The organism is Bacillus cereus group sp. Bc031, from assembly GCF_027716265.1.
In the GTDB taxonomy this organism is placed as follows: Bacteria; Bacillota; Bacilli; order Bacillales; family Bacillaceae_G; genus Bacillus_A; species Bacillus_A paranthracis.
Genome location: NZ_JAQFUL010000014.1, coordinates 47,377 through 69,684 on the forward strand (window position 1 = coordinate 47,377; position 22,308 = coordinate 69,684).

Here is a 22,308-nt window from a genome sequence, read left to right on the forward strand (position 1 = left end):
GAAATATGAACGGAATATGAACAGAAGATTACAGAGGAAAGATTAAATTTTCAGAAAGTATTGAAAATAAATAGAATCCTTGATACAATTCAGTCAAATAATATTGACCGAGTAATTTAATTCAAGGAGTTGATCATATTGAAGCCCGTATTAACACTCACTACTTATAGCCAATTAAAAGCATTAAGCGATCCACTACGTGCCGAAATGATGATACGTCTATGCGAACGTCCTTATACTGGACAATTACTATCTGAGAAATTCGGCATTTCAAGGGCGAAAATTCATTATCATTTAAAAGAATTAGAAAAGAATAGTCTTATAGAGATTGTTTATACAGAAGAAAAGAATGGCATCATTCAAAAGTTTTATCAATCTGTCGCTAAAGGCTTCACCCCTGCCACAAATCTATTACCTCATTTAGAAATAGTAAGCGAATCAGGTCGCCAAATCTTTTTACAAATGATAGAAAGAACGAAAAGCCAAATTCTCGCTGCACCAGAGGAAGCTTTTACATTACGAAATGCAAGTGAAGACCCAGCTAAGTGGAATTACGTTTCATCTTGCTGGGAGTTTGATGCTACGCCAGAACAATTTCAAGTGTGGGTAAAAAAGTTTTATGAATTAATGTCTGAATTAAACGAAATCACAAAAGGTGCAGATAAAGATCCGAATAGTAAACCTTATTATATTTCTACTACTGCACTTCAAATCGCAGAGAGAACAATGCAGCAATTTATTAAAGAAGAAAAATCGTAATACGATTTTTTTTACATAAAGTGAAACTTTAATCAGTGGGGTTTTGTTCATCCCCCACTGATTATTAGTTGAACCAATCGGGCTTTTACGGGCAGCCCGACCCCCACCTAATTTCTTTGCTTTCGCTGAATTTTGAGATGGAGGTCTTACTGCCCGTTAATGCGGGATAAACGGTCAAATTTATTTTACCGAATAAATTTATTATAAAGGAGTAGATAAAGTGGACATATTAAAAAACCGGAATTTCCTCTTATTATTTTTAGGGAGAATTTTCACCAACATAGGAGATAGCTTATATTACGTAGCAGCAATGTGGCTCGTATATAAGCTAAGTGGTAATCCTTTTTATTCTGGATTGGCTGGTTTCCTTACGTTACTACCTTCTGCATTACAATTTCTTACCGGCCCATTCGTTGATAGATGGCCAATTAAAAACACCCTCGTCATCACACAAGTTTTGCAATGCATTCTTATATTAATCATTCCTATTACACACTACTTCGACCTATTAACAGTCCAACTACTACTCATCATCATGCCCATCGTAGCCTTTATCGAACAATTCGCCTATCCTGCACAGTCAAAAGCTTTACCACTTCTACTGCATAAAACACAATTATTAAAAGGAAACTCACTCTTCTCATTTGCGTATCAAGGCATCGATTTAATTTGTACGACTCTTTCTGGAATATTAGTAGCACTACTTGGCGCAATCTCTTTATATGTAATTGACTCTTTCACATTCGCGATTACTGCCCTTTTGTTCTTTTCATTGAAAATGCCACAGCAAACTGCAGCAAACACATCACTTTCAACTAAACAATATTTCTCTGATTTAAAAGAAGGCTTTTCAATCGTCTTTCGTTCCTTAATGAGCGTCTTCTTAATCGGTTCAGTTGTTGCTAATTTTTCAATTGGTATGACGATGGCAATACTCCCTTCTTTCGCTGATTCTTTAGGAGGCGTGAAATCATATGGCTTCTTCTTAGCTGCTATATCAGCAGGTAGTCTGATTGGTGCTTTATTCAGTTCATGGGTTGGCAAACGTAACGTTGGCCCCGCATCTATTATTAGCTTTGCGACTGGTGCTATCTTTTGGTTTCTCTCTACGGTTGTACCGTTTCAATGGTTATCTATTTTCTTATTCGGCCTAGCTTGGGTACCGATTGGTGCAACCAACATATTATTTGCGACAATTAGTCAAATTTTAATTCCAAATCGATATATTGGACGCATCAACTCAGTTATGCGAAGTATGGGCACAATTGCTATGCCATTCGGTTCTTTAATTGGCGGATATGTTGCAAATGTATTTAGTAGCCAACTCATTTTTGCATTCGCTAGCATCGGGATTTTATTTATTTCTCTCGTATGGCTACTCCATCCGAAATTACGAGCATTGCCGAAAGCTGATGAAATTACAGCGTATACTTTTGGTGTTCGGTTTAAGGAAGAGCGCGGGAAAGGTGCGGCTTTATAGCAGGAATGAGAGTACGTGAAATTTATATCGGCGATTTTTCAAATATATCAGCGCAACTCGAATTATATCGGCGATTTTCACAATATATCGGCGCAACTCAGATTATATCAGCGATTTTTCGATTATATCGACTTAACGACAAAAAGAAGAGGCCGTTCCCAAACAGCCTCTTCCCTCTATTTTGGAAGCTCCACCCGAACAGTCGTCCCTTCCCCTTTCGTGCTATAAACTGAAACAGTTCCGTTATGCAGTTCAACAATCTTCTGCACAATCGATAATCCTAAACCGCTACCTTCTACGTTTCTTGCCCTTGCTGTATCCACCTTATAAAAACGATCAAAAATACGATCCATTTCTTCTTTTTCCATGCCGATTCCGTTATCGGATATCGAGATTATAACGCTAGACTCTAACTCTTCGACAAAAAACTCAATGGTCCCACCGTCGTTTGAAAATTTAATGCTATTCGTAAAGATATTACTCCATACTTGATGAAGTAAGTTTTCATCACCTTTTATAGTGATATCTGGCACATCAAATTCAACGGCGATATCTTTCTCACGCCATTTCCATTCGAGCATAAAAATGACGTCTTTAATTTGCTTCTGCAAATTGAATTCTTTTATTTGTAAAACTTTCTCTTCTTTATCTAATGACGCTAGCGTAAGTAACTGTTTACATAAACTAGACATTCGCTTACTTTCGCCCTCAATAATTTGTAAGTAATGGTTTCTTTCTTCCACGCTCATCTTTTCTGTTTGTAATGTCTTCGAAAATCCTTGTATGGAAGAAAGCGGTGACTGGAATTCATGTGAAACGTTCGAAACGAATTCTTGTCTCATTTCATCGAGTTCTTTAATACTTTTCGTCATCTTTTGGAAGCTTGTAGATAACGTTCCTATTTCATCTTTTCGTTTTACATCTAATTCAATTTCATATTCCCCACTCGCAATTTTTTGCGTAGCATTCGTAAATTTACGAATGGGACGAACGATGTAACCTGCTGCAATCGCTATAAAGATAATACTTAATAGTACGATAAACCCAAGTAATACCGCTAAGAAAATTCGCATCTCGCCAAATTGGTTTTGAATGTCAGGACGAATAAATAATGCGTACTGTTTATCACCGTGCTTTACCGGTACACCGACACTATTTATTAATTCATTATCGAAAAAACCAGTAATAAATAGACGAGTCGGATATGTAGAAACACCATTAAACGTTTCCCCTTGCAATACTTTATGAACGGTATCATCACTAATAGACGTCTTACGAAACGCATTGCCGATACGCTTTCCATTCTTTTGATCATCGACAATATAAATTTCATACCCTAGCTTCGCAATAGATTGTAAGTACGCCTCTTGATTTTCTTCGCTTTGCTTTTCATATAACGATTTAACTTCTTCCGCATACTTTAAAATCTTTTCACTATTATACGGTTTTAACTTCACTTGATAATATACGTTCGTTAATAAAAAGCCGATAATACTACTGAGTAGCATAATACCGACCGTCATAAAAACAAATCTAGAGTATAATGATTTCATTTTATTTCAGCTCCAACTTATACCCGAGTCCGCGTACTGTCGTAATTTGAAAATCATCCGTTCGTTTTGAGAAACGATCTCGGAGCCTTTTCACATGAACATCAACTGTTCGTTCATCCCCTTCAAAATCCATTCCCCATACTAGCTCAATTAATTCTTCTCTTGAAAATGTTCTCCCAGGATAACTAGCTAATTGTGATAATAATTCAAATTCCTTTAATGGAAGCAAAATCGTCTGCCCGTTACACTTTACTTCAACACCTTTACGATCAATTGTCGTCCCGTGAAGTGTAATTATGTCCGCACTTAGCATTTGATAACGGCGTAATAAAGCTTTCATACGGAAAATGACTTCAGCTGGTTCAAATGGTTTTACGATATAATCGTCTGTACCAGAAATAAATCCTTTTTCTTTATCGACTAACTGATCCTTTGCTGTTAATAAAATAACAGGAATATCATGATACTTCCGAATTTCTTCACATAACGTATAGCCATCAACGAACGGCATCATAATGTCTACGATCGCAAGATGAATATTTTCCTTCTCTAATACTTCTTGCGCTACCTTTCCATCTTCTGCTTCAAAAACTGTAAACCCCTCTTTTTGTAAATGATAATGTAACAACTCTCTAATATGCTTATCATCATCAGCTAATAAAATATGTATCATCTTCATTAAACCCTCTCTTATTCATCCTTCTACATCAATACATTAAGAAACAATTGGATTTTTTGCAAGAAAAAGAAAAGGATTCCTTAGAAGATACTCTTGTTATCATTGTGGTCAGCTGCTTTATTACTCTTATAACTTGGTGATGTACTCTGGTGTACGAATAAGTGATCTAATACTTTTTTAGTAAGTGGCATAAAGAAATTCAGTAATAGCCCACCTAAACAAACGGTTAATATAGTTCCAATACCAATTGGTCCATGTAAAATCGTTGCCATTATTAAGAATATAAGGTAAATACATGTTCGCGATATAAAGATATTCGTTCTCGTTAATTCTTGTATGATTAAAGTTAATCGGTCAATTGGAATGGGAGCAAAATTTGTTTGTAAATATATCGCAGTTCCTAATCCTGTAATAACTAAGCCAATTCCAAAATAAATCATTTTACTGTACCATATTTCTGGTGTAATTAAATTGCGTAATAAAAATAGCCACACATCAATACCAATACCCGTGATGAATGCTGTTAACAACCCTATTATCTCTGGTCTATGTCTTTTTAAAATTGAGTTACAACATATTAATAATAAAGCTATTATTATTTCCCAGCTTCCCACAGTAAGTCCCACATTTAAAGAAAGTCCTACTAAAAGTGCATCAAAAGGTGACGTTCCAAGATCTGATTGTATTGTAAAAGAAATACCAAGGGTTAATATTAAAATTCCTAATACATAAAAAATATACTTCATTTTAATCAACCTCTTCATCGTTATTTTTGTTGCATTTACAATAAAAATATTTTATATTAAATGCAACTTCGAATTGTTGCATTTGCAACAAAAATAAAAGATAAGGAGTTCATTATGAAAGAAATTCTTCGTGAAATTGGCATGATTGCAAGGGCGTTAGATTCTATCAGTAATATAGAATTTAAAGAATATGAGCTTACAAAAGGTCAGTATTTGTATCTTGTGCGAATATGTGAAAACCCAGGAATCATTCAAGAAAAGCTATCTGAGATGATAAAAGTAGATCGTACAACTGCAGCCCGGGCTATCAAAAAGCTTGAAATCAATGGATTTATCGAAAAGAAAGAAGATGAATCTAACAAAAAAATTAAAAAACTTTTTCCGACAGAAAAAGGAAAAAATGTTTATCCTTTCATTAAAAGAGAAAATGATTATTCCAATACTGTTGCATTAGAGGGATTTTCGGAAACAGAAGCGGAAACTATTTCTAAGCTTCTTCAAAGAGTAAGAAAAAATATAGAAAAAGATTGGGAATTTGTAAAAAAGGGAAATAAGAGAGATTATTGATTATATAAAGGAGCGAACTATTAATATGACTACACATATAGAAAAGTGCACCCTTAAAGATATACACAAACTTCAAGAAATTAGTTATGAAACATTTAATGAAACTTTTAAACATCAAAACTCACCCGAAAATATGCATCATTATTTGGAAAAGGCATTTAACTTAAAGCAATTAGAAAAAGAATTATCCAATAACTCTTCTCAATTCTTTTTTGTCTACTTCAACGATAAAATTGCTGGGTATCTGAAGATCAATACTGATGATGCTCAGTCTGAAGAAATGGGCGATGAATCACTTGAAGTCGAGAGAATTTATATAAAGAGCTCCTTTCAAAAACATGGTCTTGGTAAATATCTACTAAATAATGCTATTGAAATTGCAATAGAACATAATAAAAAGAATATTTGGCTAGGCGTATGGGAGAAAAATGAAAATGCTATTGCTTTTTATAAAAAATTAGGGTTTGTACAAGCTGGCTCTCACTCCTTTTATATGGGAGATGATGAACAAGTTGACCTTATCATGATTAAAACACTCATATAAATTTTTTGAGAGGTGGGCTATTATGTATATTCCAAAGTATTTTAAAGTCACAAATGTTGATGAAATTTGGGATTTTGTTCAAAAAAACTCTTTTGGAACAATCGTCACAACAAAAAAAGAGAAACCAATCGCAACTCATTTGCCCTTTGGATTAACTAAAAAAGGTGATGACTATTTTATTACCGGACATATGGCTTATGGGAACCCCCAGTGGAGAACATTTGAAACCTGTGAGAATGTTCTTGTAATGTTTCAGGGACCGCACTCTTATATCTCTTCTTCTTGGTATGAAAATGAAGAAGTTCCAACATGGAATTATCAAGCCGTCCATATATATGGTAAAGCAAGTATTTTACATAAAGAGGAATTAATAGATGAATTAACAACAATGCTGAAAAAATATGAAGAGCATCGTGAAAATCCAGTATTATGGGATAAACTTTCCCCCACTCTCTTAGAAAATGAACTGAAGGGCATAGTTGGGTTTAAAATTAAAGTAGGAGACATTCAGGCTGCATATAAATTAAGTCAAAATCGAAATGAGACGGATTATATTAATATTATTGAAAAATTGTACGATGAAGAAAATCCAGATGCAAAACAAATGGCGGAACTCATGGGGAGTAGATTAAACAATCACATATAATCCATTGTAATTCAACTCTCACATTTCAAAATTAAAAAACAGACTGGAGCGCTTTATCGGCTGTTTCCATTAGAACGCAAAAGGTTGAACTAAAAGTGAATGGCGTTTAATTAAAAAAGAATCTATTTTGAAAAAAGATTATTCAAAATAGATTCTCACGTTTTAGTATTAAGATTATTTTAAGCAAAAATAATTTCTAAGCTTTCGAAATATCAACAAATCCTTCTCCGAATACGTCACGAACATCATGTATAGCGATGAACGCAGCCGGATCTGTAGTTTGAACAATCCGCTTTAGCTTCACTACTTCTTGCTTATTAATAACAACATATAGAATGTCCTTCGGCGTTTTCGTGTAATAGCCATGACCTGAATACACGGTAACCCCTCTGCCCATTAAGGTTGTCACCTTCCTGGCAATTTCATCCGGCTTATCGGAAATAATCGTAATGGCCTTTTTCGGATTTAACCCTTCAATTACAAATTCCATTACTTTCGTTCCTACATATAACATAATAATTGTCAGCATCAGCTTTTCTGCACCAATGATGAAATAAGATGAAAACGCAACGATTAAATCAAAGAACAGTAGACCGTAACTAATGCTCCAGCCCAAGTACTTATGTGTCATCCTCGCTAAAATGGTAGTACCTGCTGTCGTTCCACCAACGCGAATGATGAGACCAATCCCGCACCCGATAAATATTCCACCGAAAATGGCATTTACGAGCATTTCATCCGAAGCAATCGTCCATCCTTCTGTTAAATGAAGAAATAGCGAGTTCGTAACTACAGCGATAATCGTATAAATCGTTGTGATTTTATTCAAAAATTTATAGCCGACTATTAATAAGATCGCATTTAAAATTAAGTTGACTAAACCTGGTGACCACTCAAATAAGTAGTACGTAATAATCGTAATACCTGTTACCCCGCCCTCACCAAACTCGTTCGGGATAACAAACAAATTGACACCTAACGCAAAAAGAAATGCACCGATAATAATAAAAATAATGTCTGTCGTTCTTTTTTTCATACAGTACCTCACTTCTTATGTAAATATTTATTCTGTCATAAACTCTCACCATTATATCGTGGAATATTCAAATCGAACAGTGGTTTATTTTTATTTTCATATAGGATGATAAATCAACTTTATTCTATATCCACATGTAATTTTAAAAGGGTAACAACTGTATTTATTATGTACTACAAGTAAAGTTTTGATTTCACATGTTATTCATGCTAAAAACCGAATAGGAACACGTACTCGCATGAACTTCGAGTACAAAACAAATAGGCGAAGCTATAGAATAGGCTTCGCATTAAGCATTTGATTGTAGAGATTTATATTCATACATTCCAAAATAAATTTACTTATCTTTCTCCATATATTCTTTAATCTTTCGTTCTTCCCACTCTTTTCCGAATATCCCGAATGGAAAAGTTGTCAAACCATGTATAACGATACCAATCCCCCAGCCTGCAAGTGGATATAAAAACCATAATTTACTTGAATCAGAGCTTATATTTATAAAAAAAAGCATTAAGTTAACTAATATATATAATGCTAAATGAATATAAAACGCTTTTAAATTCTCCACTCTTTTTTTAGCTCGTAAATAATTCTCATCTCGCTCCATATATAAACACCTCTTTCATTATTGTATTTTTAAAATTTACTCCGATTTAAACATCATATTCTAGTCAGGAATACCTTATTCTCAAAAAATACAAAACAAAAAAGTACCTAGCAAATGGTCATGTGTATGATCATTTGCTAGGTACTGAATAATCCATTTATTATTTACAGAAATCTAATTAAGACCAAATCCAAACATCGTCATTATTTTCAACGTTGTTTTTTACTTCATGCACTTTTTCGATATGATCAACTGTGTTCCAATTAATAGAACTTCCACCCCAGCCCACATAATTCATATCAATTTTCACTTTCTCACCCACATGAAATACTTGTCCCTTTGTTAAGAAAACATCAATAATATCTTTCTTCCCGTTTAACGATGGATACCCCACTACGACATATTTAGTAGCACCGTCTGTTCCTACTTTTGATACTTCACCAATTACATAATCAGGTGAGCCATCTTCTTTCATGTGCATGCCTAACTTGTTTGTTGTATTTTCAATTGCAGTTGCAACCATATATTCTGTAAAATTACGCATCATAGATCCAGTAGCTTTAACCTCATCTCCTACTTTCACATTTGAGAAAGTATCCATGTATACACTAACAGGTTCTTCGTATTGCTTAGATTTTACGACAATTACACCGTTATCTACTTCTACTACTCGTCCTTCTAACGTCGAGAAATTCGATTCAATAGAAGCTGCACTCGCTGTTGTTACTTCTAGTCCTGGTAAATTTGTTCCTGATAATGCTGCGATTCCTAAAGCACCTGCTAAAATTAATTTTTTCATACCCATTATGAAACATCTCCATTCATGATGATTTTATATTTGATTGGATACGACCAACCTGTAACTATTATAGTTACAGGTTATAGAAAATAGCAACCCTCTTTCTTATGCAATGTTGCATACTGTGATTTTTAAATATACAGTAAGAGGGCTTTAATTTAATTCAAAGCTAAAATAATCTTATGACCACGGTATAAAGAAATTAAGAACTACTTTCAGTCCTAAGGTTAGCGAATACCTTTATAAAAACTCAATCAAAATTTATTCAACTAGTTGAATAATGAACCATGTCGAATTTTATTTTCACAAAATTCAAATTCCAAGGAGGTTTTACAAAATATTACACAGAATTATTCGTATATCGTAATATATTTGGAATTTTTTACGATTCGTTTCATTTTATCTACCACGTTTAGACAAAATGAAATAAAACAATAAAAAGGAGAGAGAGAGATTGAAAAGAAAAATTAGTACAGCTGTTGTAGGGTTATCAGTGTTTAGCCTTGGTCTTTTTGGTGTAAATATTGGGGATGGCGGCGTTGTAAAAGCTGAGCACGGTGAAACTTTTGCTCCGAAATTAGAAAATCATGGTGACTACGGTGGCGCTCCTGCTTTCAATGTTGGGGATACTCCTGCTCCGAAATCAGTAAGCATTGGAGATGGCTGTGGCGCTCCTGCTTATGATCATGGCAGACCTCCTATTTCATCATACAATATAGGGGATACTTGGGCTCCTTCTTATACAAATACTCATGGAGAAGGAATGGCTCCTAAACAAGAGAGTCACGCTGACTTCTTTGCTCCTACGTTAGAAGCGCATGGTAATACTGGCGCTCCTGCTTTAAATGTTGGTGATACGCCGACTCCGAAGCTTGAGGGGCACGAACATTTCCCTGCTCCTAAACAAGAGACACATGCGGATACTTGGGCTCCTGCATTAAACATTGGTGACACTGGTGGGGCTCCTAAACAAGAAGGACATACACATTTCCCTGCTCCAAAATTTGAAGCTCATGGCAATACTGGCGGTGCTCCTGCTAATTCTGAACATGGTACAGGTTGGTAAGTTAACAAAATTAAAAACAATCTATACTACTGTTCCTATATGTTTACAAGAAAACCATTCGATGTTATGTGGTTTTCAATTCTAAAAAATACACCTATTAACTAGGTGTATTTTATTTTATTTTATCTCTCTATCTAATAATTAAAGAATACTCCCCTAAAAACCCCAACAAAAAAAACGAAGAAACTCCCTATACTTCAGACACTTAAAGTACCACGAACGTTGCGATTTTTAGTGACACTCCGTATCCAACTTCCCTTACCTCTCCCATGCCTAAAGGTGCTAGCTTTCTTGTTCAGGAAAAGCTGTAACCTCTCCATTCATGATGATTTTATTTTTCGGATTGAATACGATCAACTTATAATCATTACAGTTACAGATTGCAGAAAATAGCAACCCTCTTTCTCATGCAATGATGCATACTGTACTTTTTAAATATAAAGCGTTTTTCCCTATATTCAATACTACTGCTAAATTCTTGTACACCAGCAGGTAAACGAATTGATGATGAAGAAACTAATGTCATGCATCATATTTTTCAATACTACAGTTTGATAATCGTAGTCCATTACATTATGTAGGAGCGGAGTTAACATGTTAATAAAACCAAAGAGATTACAGGCAGGAGATGTTGTGGCAACAGTAAGTCCTTCATGGGGAGGAGCAGGTGATCCTGAAATAAGATGGCGATATGAGCAAGGGGTAAAGAGGTTAGAAGAAGTTTTCGGTCTTACGGTTGTTCCCATGCCAAATAGTTTAAAAGGTAGCGAATTCATTTATAACAACCCACAAGCTCGTGCGGAAGATTTAATGACAGCATTTAAAGATACGCGCGTGAAAGCAATTATTGCGAATATTGGCGGTCAAGATAGCATTCGCTTACTTCCTCATATAGATTTTAATGTAATACGTGAAAATCCGAAAATTTTTATGGGATACTCTGACGTTACTATTTCACATTTATTTTGTCATAAAGCAGGTCTTTCCTCTTTATACGGTCCGGCAATTTTGACCGACTTTGCTGAAAATGTAGAGATGGATCCATATACGGTTGAAATGGTAAATCGAACTCTCTTTTCCAATGAAGTGATTGGCGAAATTCAACCAGCTCCTGAATGGACGAGTGAGCGTTTAGAATGGATCGAAATAAATAAGGATACAAGACGGACGATGCAGCAAAACAACGGATATGAGGTACTTCAAGGCTCTACTACTGTACAAGGGCGTTTAATTGGTGGTTGCATTGAAGTACTAGAATTTGCAAAAGGAACGGAACTTTGGCCTGAGAAAAAACATTGGGAGGATAGCATTCTCTTCTTTGAAACTTCTGAAGATCATCCAGAACCAAGTTATATAAAGTATTGGTTACGAAATTATGCAGCGCAAGGCATTCTGCAAAAAGCAAAAGGTATCATTTTCGGTAAACCGAAAGATGAACAATACTATGAAGAATATAAAGATGAAATACTGAAAGTTATGAGAGAATATAACTTAGAAGATTTGCCGATTCTTTATAATTTAAATTTTGGCCATACTGAACCGAAGTTTATTTTACCTTACGGCGCAATGGCAGAAATTGATTGTGGAAATGGATCGTTCTCTATTTTAGAAAGTGGCGTGGAATGAATAAAATCACTCCTATGAGATATGAATGTGAACGGATACTTTTTAAAAGTATATAATTGGAGGGAGATTACGTGTATGGAAGTAACATTTACAGTAAGTATATGGGATGAAAAACCAATTGATGATACAAAAAAAGATTTCCCTATTAATATTGCCCATGTTGAATATGATATTGATGGGGAATTAAAAGGAAAAGCTTTTGTTGAATACTTATTATATTATTTAGACTCAAATATAAATGATGGTCACTTGGCTACTGCTAAAATTTCTGGTTTTTTACACTTTGAAGGAATTTATAAAGGGCAACAAGGAACATTTACAGCTATAGAGCAAGGTATATTTGATAAAGGAAATTTAGATTCCCCAGGAACAATTATTAAAGCTACCGGTAACTTAGAAAACCTACGAGGATTCTATAATTATCAGTTTACAGGTCAAACTAGTAAACTAATTTTAGAGTTTAAATTTTAGCAAAACATCCTATAAATTAGTGGAAAGGACATTTCTTGTAATACTAGGAATGTCCTTAACTCTTTTAAAATAAGAAAAACCGAAACTAAAATCATTTCGGTTTTTCAAACTAATGAAGTCTATCATTATTTTAAAGAATGTACAAATAACCCACTACGCAGTTTCGGTTCAAACCACGTTGATTTTGGCGGCATAACTTCTCCAGCGTCTGCGATTGCTAATAAAGATTCCATTGATGTCGGATATAGTGAGAACGCCGCTTTATACTCGCCGCTATTTACAAGGCGTTCTAGTTCTTCTAATCCGCGGATTCCTCCGACAAAGTCGATACGTGAATCAGATCGCGGATCATGTATTTCAAGTACTTGGCTTAATAAGTGATCTTGCAAAATAGATACATCTAAACCTTTCACAAGATCATTCGCATCAAACGTTTCCTCTTTCACTGTGAGCTTATACCACTTCTCATTTACATACATACCAAATGTTTTTGGCTCATTTGGTTTATACGGAGAAACAGATGCTTCTTCTACATAAAAGTACTGCGTAATTTGATTTAAAAACTGCTCCTCTGACAAGCCATTTAAATCTTTCACAACTCGGTTATAGTCCCAAATTGATAATTCATCATGAGGGAATAAAACTGATAGGAAGAAATTAAACTCTTCTTCTCCTGTGTAATTCGGATATTGTTCTCTTCGCATAAGCCCTACTTTTGCAGCTGATGCGGAGCGGTGATGTCCATCTGCAATGTAAAGATTAGGAATGTCTTCAAATACGTTCACTAGGCCTGCAATTACTTCTTCATCTGTTATTTTCCAAGCAACATGCCTAACGCCGTCTTCTGCTGTAAATGTATAGATTGGCGCATGTTCTTCTTTCCAGCTTGCGATGAAACGTTTCACTTCTTCTTTTGTACGATACGTTAAAAAGATAGGACCTGTATTTGCGTCACATACATCTACGTGACGAATACGATCTAGTTCTTTTTCATGACGCGTTCTTTCATGTTTTTTAATTGTATCGTCTTCATACTCATCAATAGACGTACAAACGACAAGACCGGACTGCTTTCTACCTTGCATCGTCAGTTCATAAATATATAGTGCTGGCTCTTCGTCTTGAATGAACACTTCTTCTCGTATCAATCGATTTAAATTTTCACCCGCTTTTTCATATACGCGATCATCGTACGGTGAAAGCGCTGGGTCTAAATCAATTTCTGCTTTATCAACGTGTAAGAAAGAATACGGATTCCCTTTTACAACCTCTCTTGCCTCTTCACTATTTAAAACGTCATACGGTAAAGCTGCCACTTCCGCTGCTTTTTCTTCTACTGGACGAATGGCCCGAAACGGTCGGATTTTTGCCAAGTTCCTCTCTCCTTTACACAATCATTCGAACGGCTACAACACCTGTCATTTTGCTTATATTTTCCACAATGTTCTCTTTTATTATATCATCAATTCCGTTATCAATATCAATCATCGTGTACGCCCAAGAATGTTTACTACGATTAATCATATCCGCAATATTTATATGATGTTCTGCTAAACATCCTGTAATTTGTCCTACCATGTTCGGAACGTTTTGATGCATGATTGTAATACGTTTCTTTCCGATATACGGCAATTCTACGTTTGGATAGTTGACTGAGTTACGAATATTTCCTGTCTCTAAATATTCACGTAATTGACGCGCTGCCATGACTGCACAATTTTCTTCTGATTCAGACGTAGATGCACCAAGGTGAGGCGTCGCAGTTACATTTTTCATCTTTATCACATTTTCATTTGGGAAGTCCGTTACGTAATGTGCAATAACATCTTCTTCTAACGCTTTTTGAAGAACCTTTTCATCTACAAGTTCACCTCTAGAAAAATTGAATAGACGCATCCCTTTTTTCATCTTCTCTACAGCGTGTTCACCAATAATCCCCTTCGTTTGATTCGTAAGAGGAATATGCAGTGTAATATAATCACACGTTGCAAAAATTTCATCTAAACTAAATGCTCTTTGCACATGTGTAGAAAGGCGCCAAGCTGTTTCAACTGAAATGTAAGGGTCATATCCGACAACGTCCATCCCTAAAGCTAACGCATCGTTCGCAACTATAGCACCTATTGCACCAAGCCCGATAACTCCTAGACGTTTTCCCGCAATTTCAGATCCAACAAATTGTTTTTTTCCTGATTCAACAAGCTGCGGTACTTCTTCACCTTCTAAATTTTTCGTCCAGCTTACTCCGTTAATAATGTTGCGTGAAGACATAATAAGACTGGCGATAATGAGTTCCTTTACTGCATTAGCATTTGCCCCTGGCGTATTAAAGACTACAATCCCTTTTTCTGTACATCGCTCGACAGGAATATTATTTACACCAGCACCAGCTCTGGCAATCGCCTTTAAATCTTTTGAAAACTCTTCTTGATGTAAAGAATAGCTGCGAAGTAAAATACCGTCTGGGTGGTCCATTCTCTCCCCTACTTCATAGCGCTCTCCGCTAAGCACTTGCAAACCTTTTTCTGCAATTTGATTTAACGTTTGAACACGAAACATATCCCCATCTCCCTATCTATTCTCAAGCTCAAATTCCTTCATATAATTTACTAATTGCTGTACGCCGTGTGCTGGCATCGCATTGTAAATACTTGCGCGCATACCACCGACTGAACGATGTCCTTTTAGTGTAACAAGTCCTCGTTCTTTCGCTTTTTGTAAAAACTCACTGTTCAGCTCTTCTGACGGTGTTGTAAACGGAATGTTCATAAGTGATCGATACGTAGGATCAACTGGTGAAGTAAACAATTTTGATTCATCTAAGAAATTGTAAAGAAGTGAAGATTTTATTTTATTTTGTTCTTCAATCGCAGATACTCCACCTTGCTCTTTCAACCACTCTAGTACAAGTTTCGTTACGTAAATACTAAAGGACGGCGGTGTATTATATAAGGAGTTATTTTTACTGTAAGTTTCATAGTTTAACATCGTAGGACAAGAGCGATCTGCTCCCCCAATTAAATCTCTTTTTATAATTGCAATCGTTAAGCCTGCTGGCCCTAAATTCTTTTGCGCTCCCGCATATATAAGACCAAACTTCGAAACATCATATCGTTCTGATAAAATATTTGAGGACATATCCGCAACGAGCGGTACTTTATCTACATGTGGAATGTCCACATACTTCGTTCCCTCAATTGTATTGTTCGTTGTAATATGTACATAATCTAGTTTTTCATCGCCTAGTAAACCATCCAGTTTAGGAATTGTAGTAAACTTCTCATTTTCAGAAGAAGCAATCACTTGCACTTCTCCTACTTTTTCAGCTTCTTGCATCGCCTTTTTAGACCATGAGCCAGTCAATATATATCCTGCTTTTTTATACGTATTCATTACATTCAGCGGTATCATAGAAAATTGTAATGACGCACCGCCTTGTAAAAACAATACTTCATACTCATCAGGAATGTTCATTAATTCACGAAGTAAGCTACTCGCTTCCTCTATAATACTTTGAAAATAAGAAGATCGATGACTCATTTCCATAATAGACATGCCTGTCCCGTTATAATTTACTAGCTCCTTTTGCACTTTCTCTAAAACTGGCAAAGGGAGTATTGATGGTCCTGCTGAAAAATTATACACTCTTTCCATCACCCGGATGACCTCCCTATTTCTCATTTTGGTATTTTTTAAACTTTCTGAATTATAACCCACAATACAAGACACGGTCAATTTGTTTTCTATTATTACGGCGTAAGACGCAATGGAATCGCTTGCAAGTGCCAATGTTTTTATAAACACATAAAAAAGTGTTAAGTACATAATCGTACTTAACACTCTAGTAATAAAGTATAATTGCTAATTGTCCGTAAAGAACCGATCAAAAATTTGATAAATTGCAGAAAGACCAATGAGCCAATAAATAGTGTCCACAAGCGCCGGCATAGAACCAAACCATTTCTCAACTACATTGTAATCTAACGCTACAAATAACCAATTCAAACCGCCAAGAATCACCAAAATTACTGTAAGGTAAGACAAAAATTTCATTATGATTGCCCCCTAGGTGATAAGATGGTGAAAGGCCTTTCACTAGAAATATATGTGCCAAACTTTAAAACTTACCTATTTTATAAAAATTATTTTCGGTACCAGCCGTTAATAACTGCCGCCGTTTCTTGACTATGTATTTGATACGCATGCGTACTATCATTAGAACCAATAAACCAAATTGAAAAACCTTTAAAATATGGCTTTGGTTCTAATACGTCACGGTAAGCGCGCCATCCGTTTAATTGTACGTTTTTTGAAAACACATTAGAAACATCTGGATTCCACGGATTTTGCAAGCCTAGTTCACGCGCTGGAACGTTAAATCCGCCAAAATAAACCGGTTTTCCTGTTGCTTTATGTAATTGTTCTAGTTGTTGAACAACATTTTGTCCACGGTTATACACTGTCGTCGCAAATAAACTTTGCTTCACTTCTTCGTATGATGGATTTCTTTTTTCCGAAACTTCAAACCAACTATCGATACTAACAATGTCTACCTTCTTTAAATACGGACGATTTATTTTCTCAACAAACTTCGCTTCATATGAAGGATCCCAGCTTGCTGTTAACCACCAATTCATTTGATACAAAACATTTCCTTTATACTGCTGGCGAACAAAATCAATCGTATCGCTCCAATATCCTTCTGCATATTCCATATTCACGAAATTAGAAGCAATCTTGAGCCCGTACACATTGTATTTACTTGTAATCGAGTTAAAGATGTCTTGCAAAATAACCGTTTTCCAATTCCAGAAGAAATCATTAATATTACTTGGATTCCATTCCGTTTCTCCAACATTTCCTTGCTGAATATATGGGAACGGTTCTACTATAACTTGAATATTACGCTTTAATAATTCTTGAATTAAAATAATAGCCTGTTGCTTTTGCGCTTGATTAATTACCATGTTCGTAGAAGTCACATTCGGAATATCTACCTGAATTGGTACATTTACTGTATTTAAATTTAAGCGCTCTACATCAGCTAACACTTTCGCTACATTTCCAACTTCCCATACCGTTACATTTCCTGATTTAATTTTTCCAGATTGAACAGTATTTACATCTGCCTGTACATTTCCTTGAAAACAAAAAGAAAACAGCATAATAAACACTCCTAAAAAACTTATTAAACTCTTATTTTTCTTCACAACTTTCCCCCTGTAATTTTTGGCTTTCTTGATTATTTTATACAACGTTTCATATATATTCCACAAAAAAACCAATAAATTTTTATTGATAAAAATGCTATTCATCCCTTATTCACATTTTATTCACACTGAGTTTCCAAAAATAGTAAGATAAATAAAAAAGGAACGGATTTCCGCTCCTTTTTTATCTTTTTACGATTATCAATCCATTTCCCTTTTAGGCTCTACCAACATAATGTGGGATTCCTTTTCAGTGAACGGTTTATGCTCAACGCCCCTCGGGACAATAAACATCTCTCCTTTAGAAATTTTCACCTGTCCATCACGAAAATCGATGAACATCTCCCCTTCAAGCACAATAAATAGCTTATCTGTATTAGGATGCTCATGCCATATAAAATCTCCATTAGCTTTAAAAAGCTGAATTTGATCGTCATTCATTTCACTAATCACTTGTGGATACCAATAATCGTTAATTTTAGATAACTCGTCATTTAGTTTAATAGGTTGGTAATGGATAATGATCCCTCCTCATTTTCAACTTCCACTATATTACAGTAATCTAAGTAAAAAAGTCGTTATTACGCTTAAAAAGAAAATGCTCAGGCCAGAACTTTTCATTCAGATAGTACAAAGGAGTGATTTCAATGAAAGTACTTTCAATCTAATGTTTCCTTTAACTCTCCATAAGTATAGAACAATGATTTTCAAATAAGAATGGACCTCTGTTGACATTAGTATGGATTATTGATGAACTTCTCGCGATATTTAGTAGGCGAAATGCCAACTCGCTTCTTGAAAACTCTACTAAAATAAAAAGGGTCTGCGATTCCAACAGCCTGCGCAATTTGTTGTACAGGCACACCACTTGTACATAACATTTTTTGAGCCATCTTTATACGATAGTTCAATAAATATTCTGCTGGCCCCATACCTGCATGCTTTCTAAACACGTAAGAAAGACGATTTCGATTAACATTATTTTGTTCTGTAAGCGTATTTATTGTAATATCTTTATAATAGTATTTACGAACGTAACTAGATATTCGTTCGAATAAAGTATGCGATTCATAGTTGTTTTCTCTATTGACAACACTTAATAAAGCTTCATTCAACGCTTCGCGAAACAGCATTTCAGTCTGAAACATCGAAATGCCTCCTCGCTGATTATACACATCCCAAAGACGCATAAGTAATTCGACAAGACGAGGAGATTGTCCTGTTAACAATTCAAAATGCTGATGAGTAAAGCCAGAGTCTTCTCGTTCTGAATTGCTTATCCGATATAAAACAAGAATATATTCCCAGTTTATTTCACCAAGCATTTTATGGGCTAATGTCATTTTTGCACCCCCATGTATAACTTTTCCTGGGGAAAGGATATACGGCGTACCATTAAATTGAAATTGCGTCTTCCCTGTAAGTGGAAATACAAATCCTGGGAAAGAATCTGTAGACTCAGCACAAGGCACACCTGGATTTTTAGCATAACGATATACTCCTTCTACTCGGAAAGGAGTATTGGCAAGATACTCTGCTAACTCATTCACGTCCAACTTCACAATGCAAGCCTCATTTCAATTATAGTTTTCTTGTAATTCGTGAGATTAATTGGTGTACATTCTGGGCAACGCTAAACTAAAAATAGTACATACGACTTAACAACATCTAGTTATTAACCTATAAATATATTGTTTTTCATTTATTGACAAAAATATCCTCCCTATATTATTGATAATGATTTTCATTGTAGTTTGATAAAAAAACATTTGTCAAGTTGGATGGCCTAGAAAAATGATGAAACAAGGGGTACAGAGGAACAGTTCTGTTGCAAATAATATCTGGTCTTTGTTAACTAATTCCCCTTAAAACTGGAATGATCATGTTAATAGTTGTAATGGCTTTATTAGTTACAGTACTTGCAGCATGTAGAAATAATCGTAATCCTGAAGAGGTTGCTACAGCGTATTTCGAAGATGGAAACAGCCTACTATCCAATTAAATGATAGTAGGCTGGCTGTTAAAATGATTTAAGAACTGGGTTATGTTCTAAATGATAAGATTTCATTATCAAAAAGATTATTACTAGTCCTCTCCACAAACAAAAACACTCTATCACTTCGGCTCCAAATTTAACACCTTCCCTTCTATCCCCTCCGTATTCAATGTGGTCGTATGATACGTGCCATTTACCCAATCATCTATTTGATCATGATACCAATCACTTCTAAAATGTCCTGATTGTCCTGGTCCTACAATATGATAACCGTTTGACATATCTTTCGTATCAATAACGAATCGCCAAGAAGCTCCGTGATTGACAATACCGTTATCTCCGTAACTCGCCGCTTGAACGGTAACTTGACTTCCGCCAATTGGAACTGGTTTCTCACGATTAAATGCTAGTAACGCTAACATACTAGATGATTTTGAAATTGGATGTGTAAAAGCAAGTTGATGGTAATCGCCCCACTTCCACTCTGTAACATCGGGTCCATATTCCTTCTGTAATTTCTTCATTACATTCTCGTACGATGTATGCACAACTTTTGTGAAGCCCCCGTATTTCTTAAACCAAGCGCTATTTTCTCCTGCTACTTCTTTTCGAATCAATTCATCCACAACTTGTGACTTCCCTTCAAATAACTCCATCACATCTTTCGGAATTTCTTTTGAAAATAACGTATTTGAAATCTCTTTCATTAATAGATGGAATATTAACGGTGCCGATTCATCTTTACTATCGTAAAAATTCCACTTCGTTAATTGTTTTACGCCCTCTTTCTCTACTTCATTTAAAGATGCTTTATTTAACTCTTTTAAAAATATAGGAGCAAACTCTTTCCCGTATAAATTTTTTTGATCCATCTGTAACTCTTCTAAATCTTTCGCTGTATATTTTTCCTTCTCTTGTAAAAACTCTTGAATACGCATTTGCCTATATGGCTGCGCCCACGTATTACTAATATGATACGGATAATTATCATCTACAATTTTATTATTCGCAGTTGAAATAAACCCTTGTTTTGGATTGATTACTTTTGGAAGCTGGTCATACGGAATATACCCTTCCCATTCATATTCATCTGTCCATCCTGGAACAGGTAAACTACCATCACCTTTTTTACGCACTGGTATATTTCCATTTGCTTTATAAGCAATTGTGCCGTCGTTTGATGCAAATACAAAGTTTTGAGTTGGGGTATGGAAATCTTGAAGAGCCGTTTCAAACTCATTCCAGTCTTTCGCCTTATTCATATTTAATACAGCCTTTAATTCAGCGGAAGGCTCCAAAGCAGTCCATTTCAAAGCGAATACGGTTTTCGTTTTCTTCTTCCCCTTATCCGCAAACTCTGAAATGACTGGACCATGCCTCGTAACGGTAACGTTATACGGTATTGTCTTTCCGCCTTTTACTTTAATAGATTCATCCACAACGGTAGCTTTTTCCCACTTATCGTTATACAGAAATTCATTTTCATTATTAGGATTTCTCTTCTCAATATATAAATCTTGCACATCAGGACCTGTATTCGTAACGCCCCATGCTATTTTGTCATTGTGTCCTAATATAACCCCGGGTACGCCAGCGAAAATAACGCCACTCACATGTAAATCTTTCATCTCAAGTTTCGATTGATACCAAATAGAAGGTGTCGCAAGTGATAACTGAGGATCATCCGCTAAAATTGGCTTACCAGACGCACTCTTCTCACCGCTTATAACCCAGTTATTACTACCATTAAACTCTGGTGGAATGATTGCTTTTGCAAAACTTTGTGCAACATTCACATTTGTATTCTCGAGTTCAGCTAGCAATCTAGGCGCATCTTTCGGATATGTAGGAAATAACTGATTTGCTTGCTCTTTCGGCAAATTTTTCAGCGCCCAATATCGAAATGCCTGTCCATGCCAATGTCCACCTAAATCAAACGCCATATACTTTCCAATTGTTAACGTATCAACAATAGACCATTCAGCAGGTTCATAGCCTAATATAGTAAACTCGACCGGCAATTTCTTTTCCTCTTTTGCCTCGCGTATAAAAGCGTTCACCCCATCAGCAAATGACTGCAGAGCATCTTTCGCCTCCCCATCATATTGACTAACAGACGCTTCGGCTGCTCGCCGTAAACCGAGCGTTCGAAACAACTTATCTCGATCAACAGCTGCTTCCCCCACAACTTCACTTAACATCCCAGAAGCCTGCCTTCTACTTAAATCCATTTGAAATAATCGATCTTGCGCTTGTACATACCCTTGCGAAAAATATAAATCATGTGCATTTTCCGCTTTAATATGTGGTACTCCTTTACTATCTCGCTTTACCGTAACAGCACGTTGTAAATCCTCTAGTTTTATCGTTCCATCTATCTTTGGCACAGATTTCAGCGTATATATGTTTAAAAAAATCGCTGTACAAATAACTAATAAAAGAACGGTACTACTAGACCAAATGAAAATTTTCTTACCCCTAGTTCGTTTCTTCTTTATAACAACTTCCATATAACCCCTCCTT

General features: G+C 35.6%; 22 protein-coding genes. 8 read left to right on the plus strand and 14 right to left on the minus strand.

The window, feature by feature from the left end:
• Positions 1 to 138: 138 nt before the first annotated feature.
• The gene (locus PDQ33_RS08120) at positions 139 to 759 is read left to right on the plus strand and encodes an ArsR/SmtB family transcription factor (RefSeq protein WP_270393680.1); all 621 of its coding nucleotides are present in this window, start codon (positions 139 to 141) and stop codon (positions 757 to 759) included.
• Between the two features lie 220 nt (positions 760 to 979).
• Positions 980 to 2,239, plus strand: a complete 1,260-nt coding sequence (locus PDQ33_RS08125) for an MFS transporter (protein WP_270755705.1) — start codon at positions 980 to 982, stop codon at positions 2,237 to 2,239.
• Between the two features lie 176 nt (positions 2,240 to 2,415).
• Here the strand turns inward: PDQ33_RS08125 and PDQ33_RS08130 are convergent, their stop codons facing one another.
• From PDQ33_RS08130 to PDQ33_RS08140, 3 genes are all read right to left on the minus strand, one after another.
• Complete coding sequence (locus PDQ33_RS08130; RefSeq protein WP_000839500.1) at positions 2,416 to 3,792, minus strand: sensor histidine kinase; 1,377 nt, start codon at positions 3,790 to 3,792, stop codon at positions 2,416 to 2,418.
• Position 3,793: 1 nt separating this feature from the next.
• On the minus strand, positions 3,794 to 4,471 hold the full coding sequence (locus PDQ33_RS08135) for a response regulator transcription factor (RefSeq protein ID WP_000781974.1): 678 nt from the start codon (positions 4,469 to 4,471) through the stop codon (positions 3,794 to 3,796).
• Positions 4,472 to 4,551: 80 nt separating this feature from the next.
• The gene (locus PDQ33_RS08140; protein WP_000873870.1) at positions 4,552 to 5,217 is read right to left on the minus strand and encodes a YczE/YyaS/YitT family protein; all 666 of its coding nucleotides are present in this window, start codon (positions 5,215 to 5,217) and stop codon (positions 4,552 to 4,554) included.
• A gap of 114 nt (positions 5,218 to 5,331) precedes the next feature.
• On the opposite strand from PDQ33_RS08140, the gene PDQ33_RS08145 reads away from it, so the two are divergent.
• The 3 genes from PDQ33_RS08145 to paiB are packed head-to-tail and all read left to right on the plus strand — an operon-like array spanning position 5,332 to position 6,974.
• On the plus strand, positions 5,332 to 5,784 hold the full coding sequence (locus PDQ33_RS08145; RefSeq protein WP_000658981.1) for a MarR family winged helix-turn-helix transcriptional regulator: 453 nt from the start codon (positions 5,332 to 5,334) through the stop codon (positions 5,782 to 5,784).
• A gap of 25 nt (positions 5,785 to 5,809) precedes the next feature.
• Positions 5,810 to 6,328, plus strand: a complete 519-nt coding sequence (locus PDQ33_RS08150) for a GNAT family N-acetyltransferase (protein WP_000207066.1) — start codon at positions 5,810 to 5,812, stop codon at positions 6,326 to 6,328.
• A gap of 22 nt (positions 6,329 to 6,350) precedes the next feature.
• Complete coding sequence (gene paiB / locus PDQ33_RS08155; RefSeq protein WP_000275821.1) at positions 6,351 to 6,974, plus strand: protease synthase/sporulation negative transcriptional regulator PaiB; 624 nt, start codon at positions 6,351 to 6,353, stop codon at positions 6,972 to 6,974.
• A 196-nt stretch (positions 6,975 to 7,170) separates the two neighbouring features.
• Here paiB and PDQ33_RS08160 read toward each other — a convergent pair whose 3' ends face one another.
• The 3 genes from PDQ33_RS08160 to PDQ33_RS08170 all read right to left on the minus strand — a co-directional run bounded on the left by PDQ33_RS08160 (position 7,171) and on the right by PDQ33_RS08170 (position 9,422).
• Entirely contained in the window at positions 7,171 to 8,010 is an 840-nt protein-coding gene (locus PDQ33_RS08160) for a YitT family protein (protein WP_270755702.1), read from the minus strand.
• Positions 8,011 to 8,347: 337 nt separating this feature from the next.
• Complete coding sequence (locus tag PDQ33_RS08165; protein ID WP_000438991.1) at positions 8,348 to 8,617, minus strand: 2TM domain-containing protein; 270 nt, start codon at positions 8,615 to 8,617, stop codon at positions 8,348 to 8,350.
• Positions 8,618 to 8,795: 178 nt separating this feature from the next.
• Complete coding sequence (locus PDQ33_RS08170; RefSeq protein ID WP_000525529.1) at positions 8,796 to 9,422, minus strand: F0F1 ATP synthase subunit alpha; 627 nt, start codon at positions 9,420 to 9,422, stop codon at positions 8,796 to 8,798.
• A gap of 448 nt (positions 9,423 to 9,870) precedes the next feature.
• Here PDQ33_RS08170 and PDQ33_RS08175 point away from each other — a divergent pair, with 448 nt between their 5' ends.
• The 3 genes from PDQ33_RS08175 to PDQ33_RS08185 all read left to right on the plus strand — a co-directional run bounded on the left by PDQ33_RS08175 (position 9,871) and on the right by PDQ33_RS08185 (position 12,579).
• The gene (locus tag PDQ33_RS08175; RefSeq protein WP_270755700.1) at positions 9,871 to 10,482 is read left to right on the plus strand and encodes a hypothetical protein; all 612 of its coding nucleotides are present in this window, start codon (positions 9,871 to 9,873) and stop codon (positions 10,480 to 10,482) included.
• 594 nt (positions 10,483 to 11,076) lie between these two features.
• Positions 11,077 to 12,108, plus strand: coding sequence for a S66 family peptidase (locus PDQ33_RS08180; RefSeq protein WP_061130607.1), 1,032 nt, complete (start codon positions 11,077 to 11,079; stop codon positions 12,106 to 12,108).
• Between the two features lie 75 nt (positions 12,109 to 12,183).
• Positions 12,184 to 12,579 carry a DUF3224 domain-containing protein gene (locus tag PDQ33_RS08185; RefSeq protein WP_270755699.1) on the plus strand — a complete coding sequence of 132 codons (396 nt, stop codon included), beginning with the start codon at positions 12,184 to 12,186 and terminating at the stop codon, positions 12,577 to 12,579.
• A 125-nt stretch (positions 12,580 to 12,704) separates the two neighbouring features.
• Here PDQ33_RS08185 and PDQ33_RS08190 read toward each other — a convergent pair whose 3' ends face one another.
• The 8 genes from PDQ33_RS08190 to PDQ33_RS08225 form a co-directional block, all read right to left on the minus strand.
• Entirely contained in the window at positions 12,705 to 13,952 is a 1,248-nt protein-coding gene (locus tag PDQ33_RS08190) for a DUF1015 domain-containing protein (RefSeq protein ID WP_061130606.1), read from the minus strand.
• Between the two features lie 13 nt (positions 13,953 to 13,965).
• Positions 13,966 to 15,138, minus strand: a complete 1,173-nt coding sequence (locus PDQ33_RS08195; RefSeq protein ID WP_270755698.1) for a 3-phosphoglycerate dehydrogenase family protein — start codon at positions 15,136 to 15,138, stop codon at positions 13,966 to 13,968.
• 12 nt (positions 15,139 to 15,150) lie between these two features.
• A complete protein-coding gene (gene serC / locus PDQ33_RS08200; protein ID WP_061130605.1) occupies positions 15,151 to 16,233 on the minus strand; it encodes a 3-phosphoserine/phosphohydroxythreonine transaminase in 1,083 nt (360 codons plus the stop codon).
• Positions 16,234 to 16,440: 207 nt separating this feature from the next.
• A complete protein-coding gene (locus PDQ33_RS08205; RefSeq protein ID WP_000670803.1) occupies positions 16,441 to 16,632 on the minus strand; it encodes a DUF378 domain-containing protein in 192 nt (63 codons plus the stop codon).
• Positions 16,633 to 16,721: 89 nt separating this feature from the next.
• Positions 16,722 to 17,789, minus strand: coding sequence for a glycoside hydrolase family 113 (locus tag PDQ33_RS08210; protein WP_048556815.1), 1,068 nt, complete (start codon positions 17,787 to 17,789; stop codon positions 16,722 to 16,724).
• 201 nt (positions 17,790 to 17,990) lie between these two features.
• On the minus strand, positions 17,991 to 18,230 hold the full coding sequence (locus tag PDQ33_RS08215) for a cupin domain-containing protein (protein ID WP_000997182.1): 240 nt from the start codon (positions 18,228 to 18,230) through the stop codon (positions 17,991 to 17,993).
• A 293-nt stretch (positions 18,231 to 18,523) separates the two neighbouring features.
• The gene (locus PDQ33_RS08220; RefSeq protein ID WP_074543656.1) at positions 18,524 to 19,351 is read right to left on the minus strand and encodes a helix-turn-helix transcriptional regulator; all 828 of its coding nucleotides are present in this window, start codon (positions 19,349 to 19,351) and stop codon (positions 18,524 to 18,526) included.
• Between the two features lie 553 nt (positions 19,352 to 19,904).
• Positions 19,905 to 22,295 carry a penicillin acylase family protein gene (locus PDQ33_RS08225; RefSeq protein ID WP_270755697.1) on the minus strand — a complete coding sequence of 797 codons (2,391 nt, stop codon included), beginning with the start codon at positions 22,293 to 22,295 and terminating at the stop codon, positions 19,905 to 19,907.
• Positions 22,296 to 22,308 lie beyond the last annotated feature (13 nt).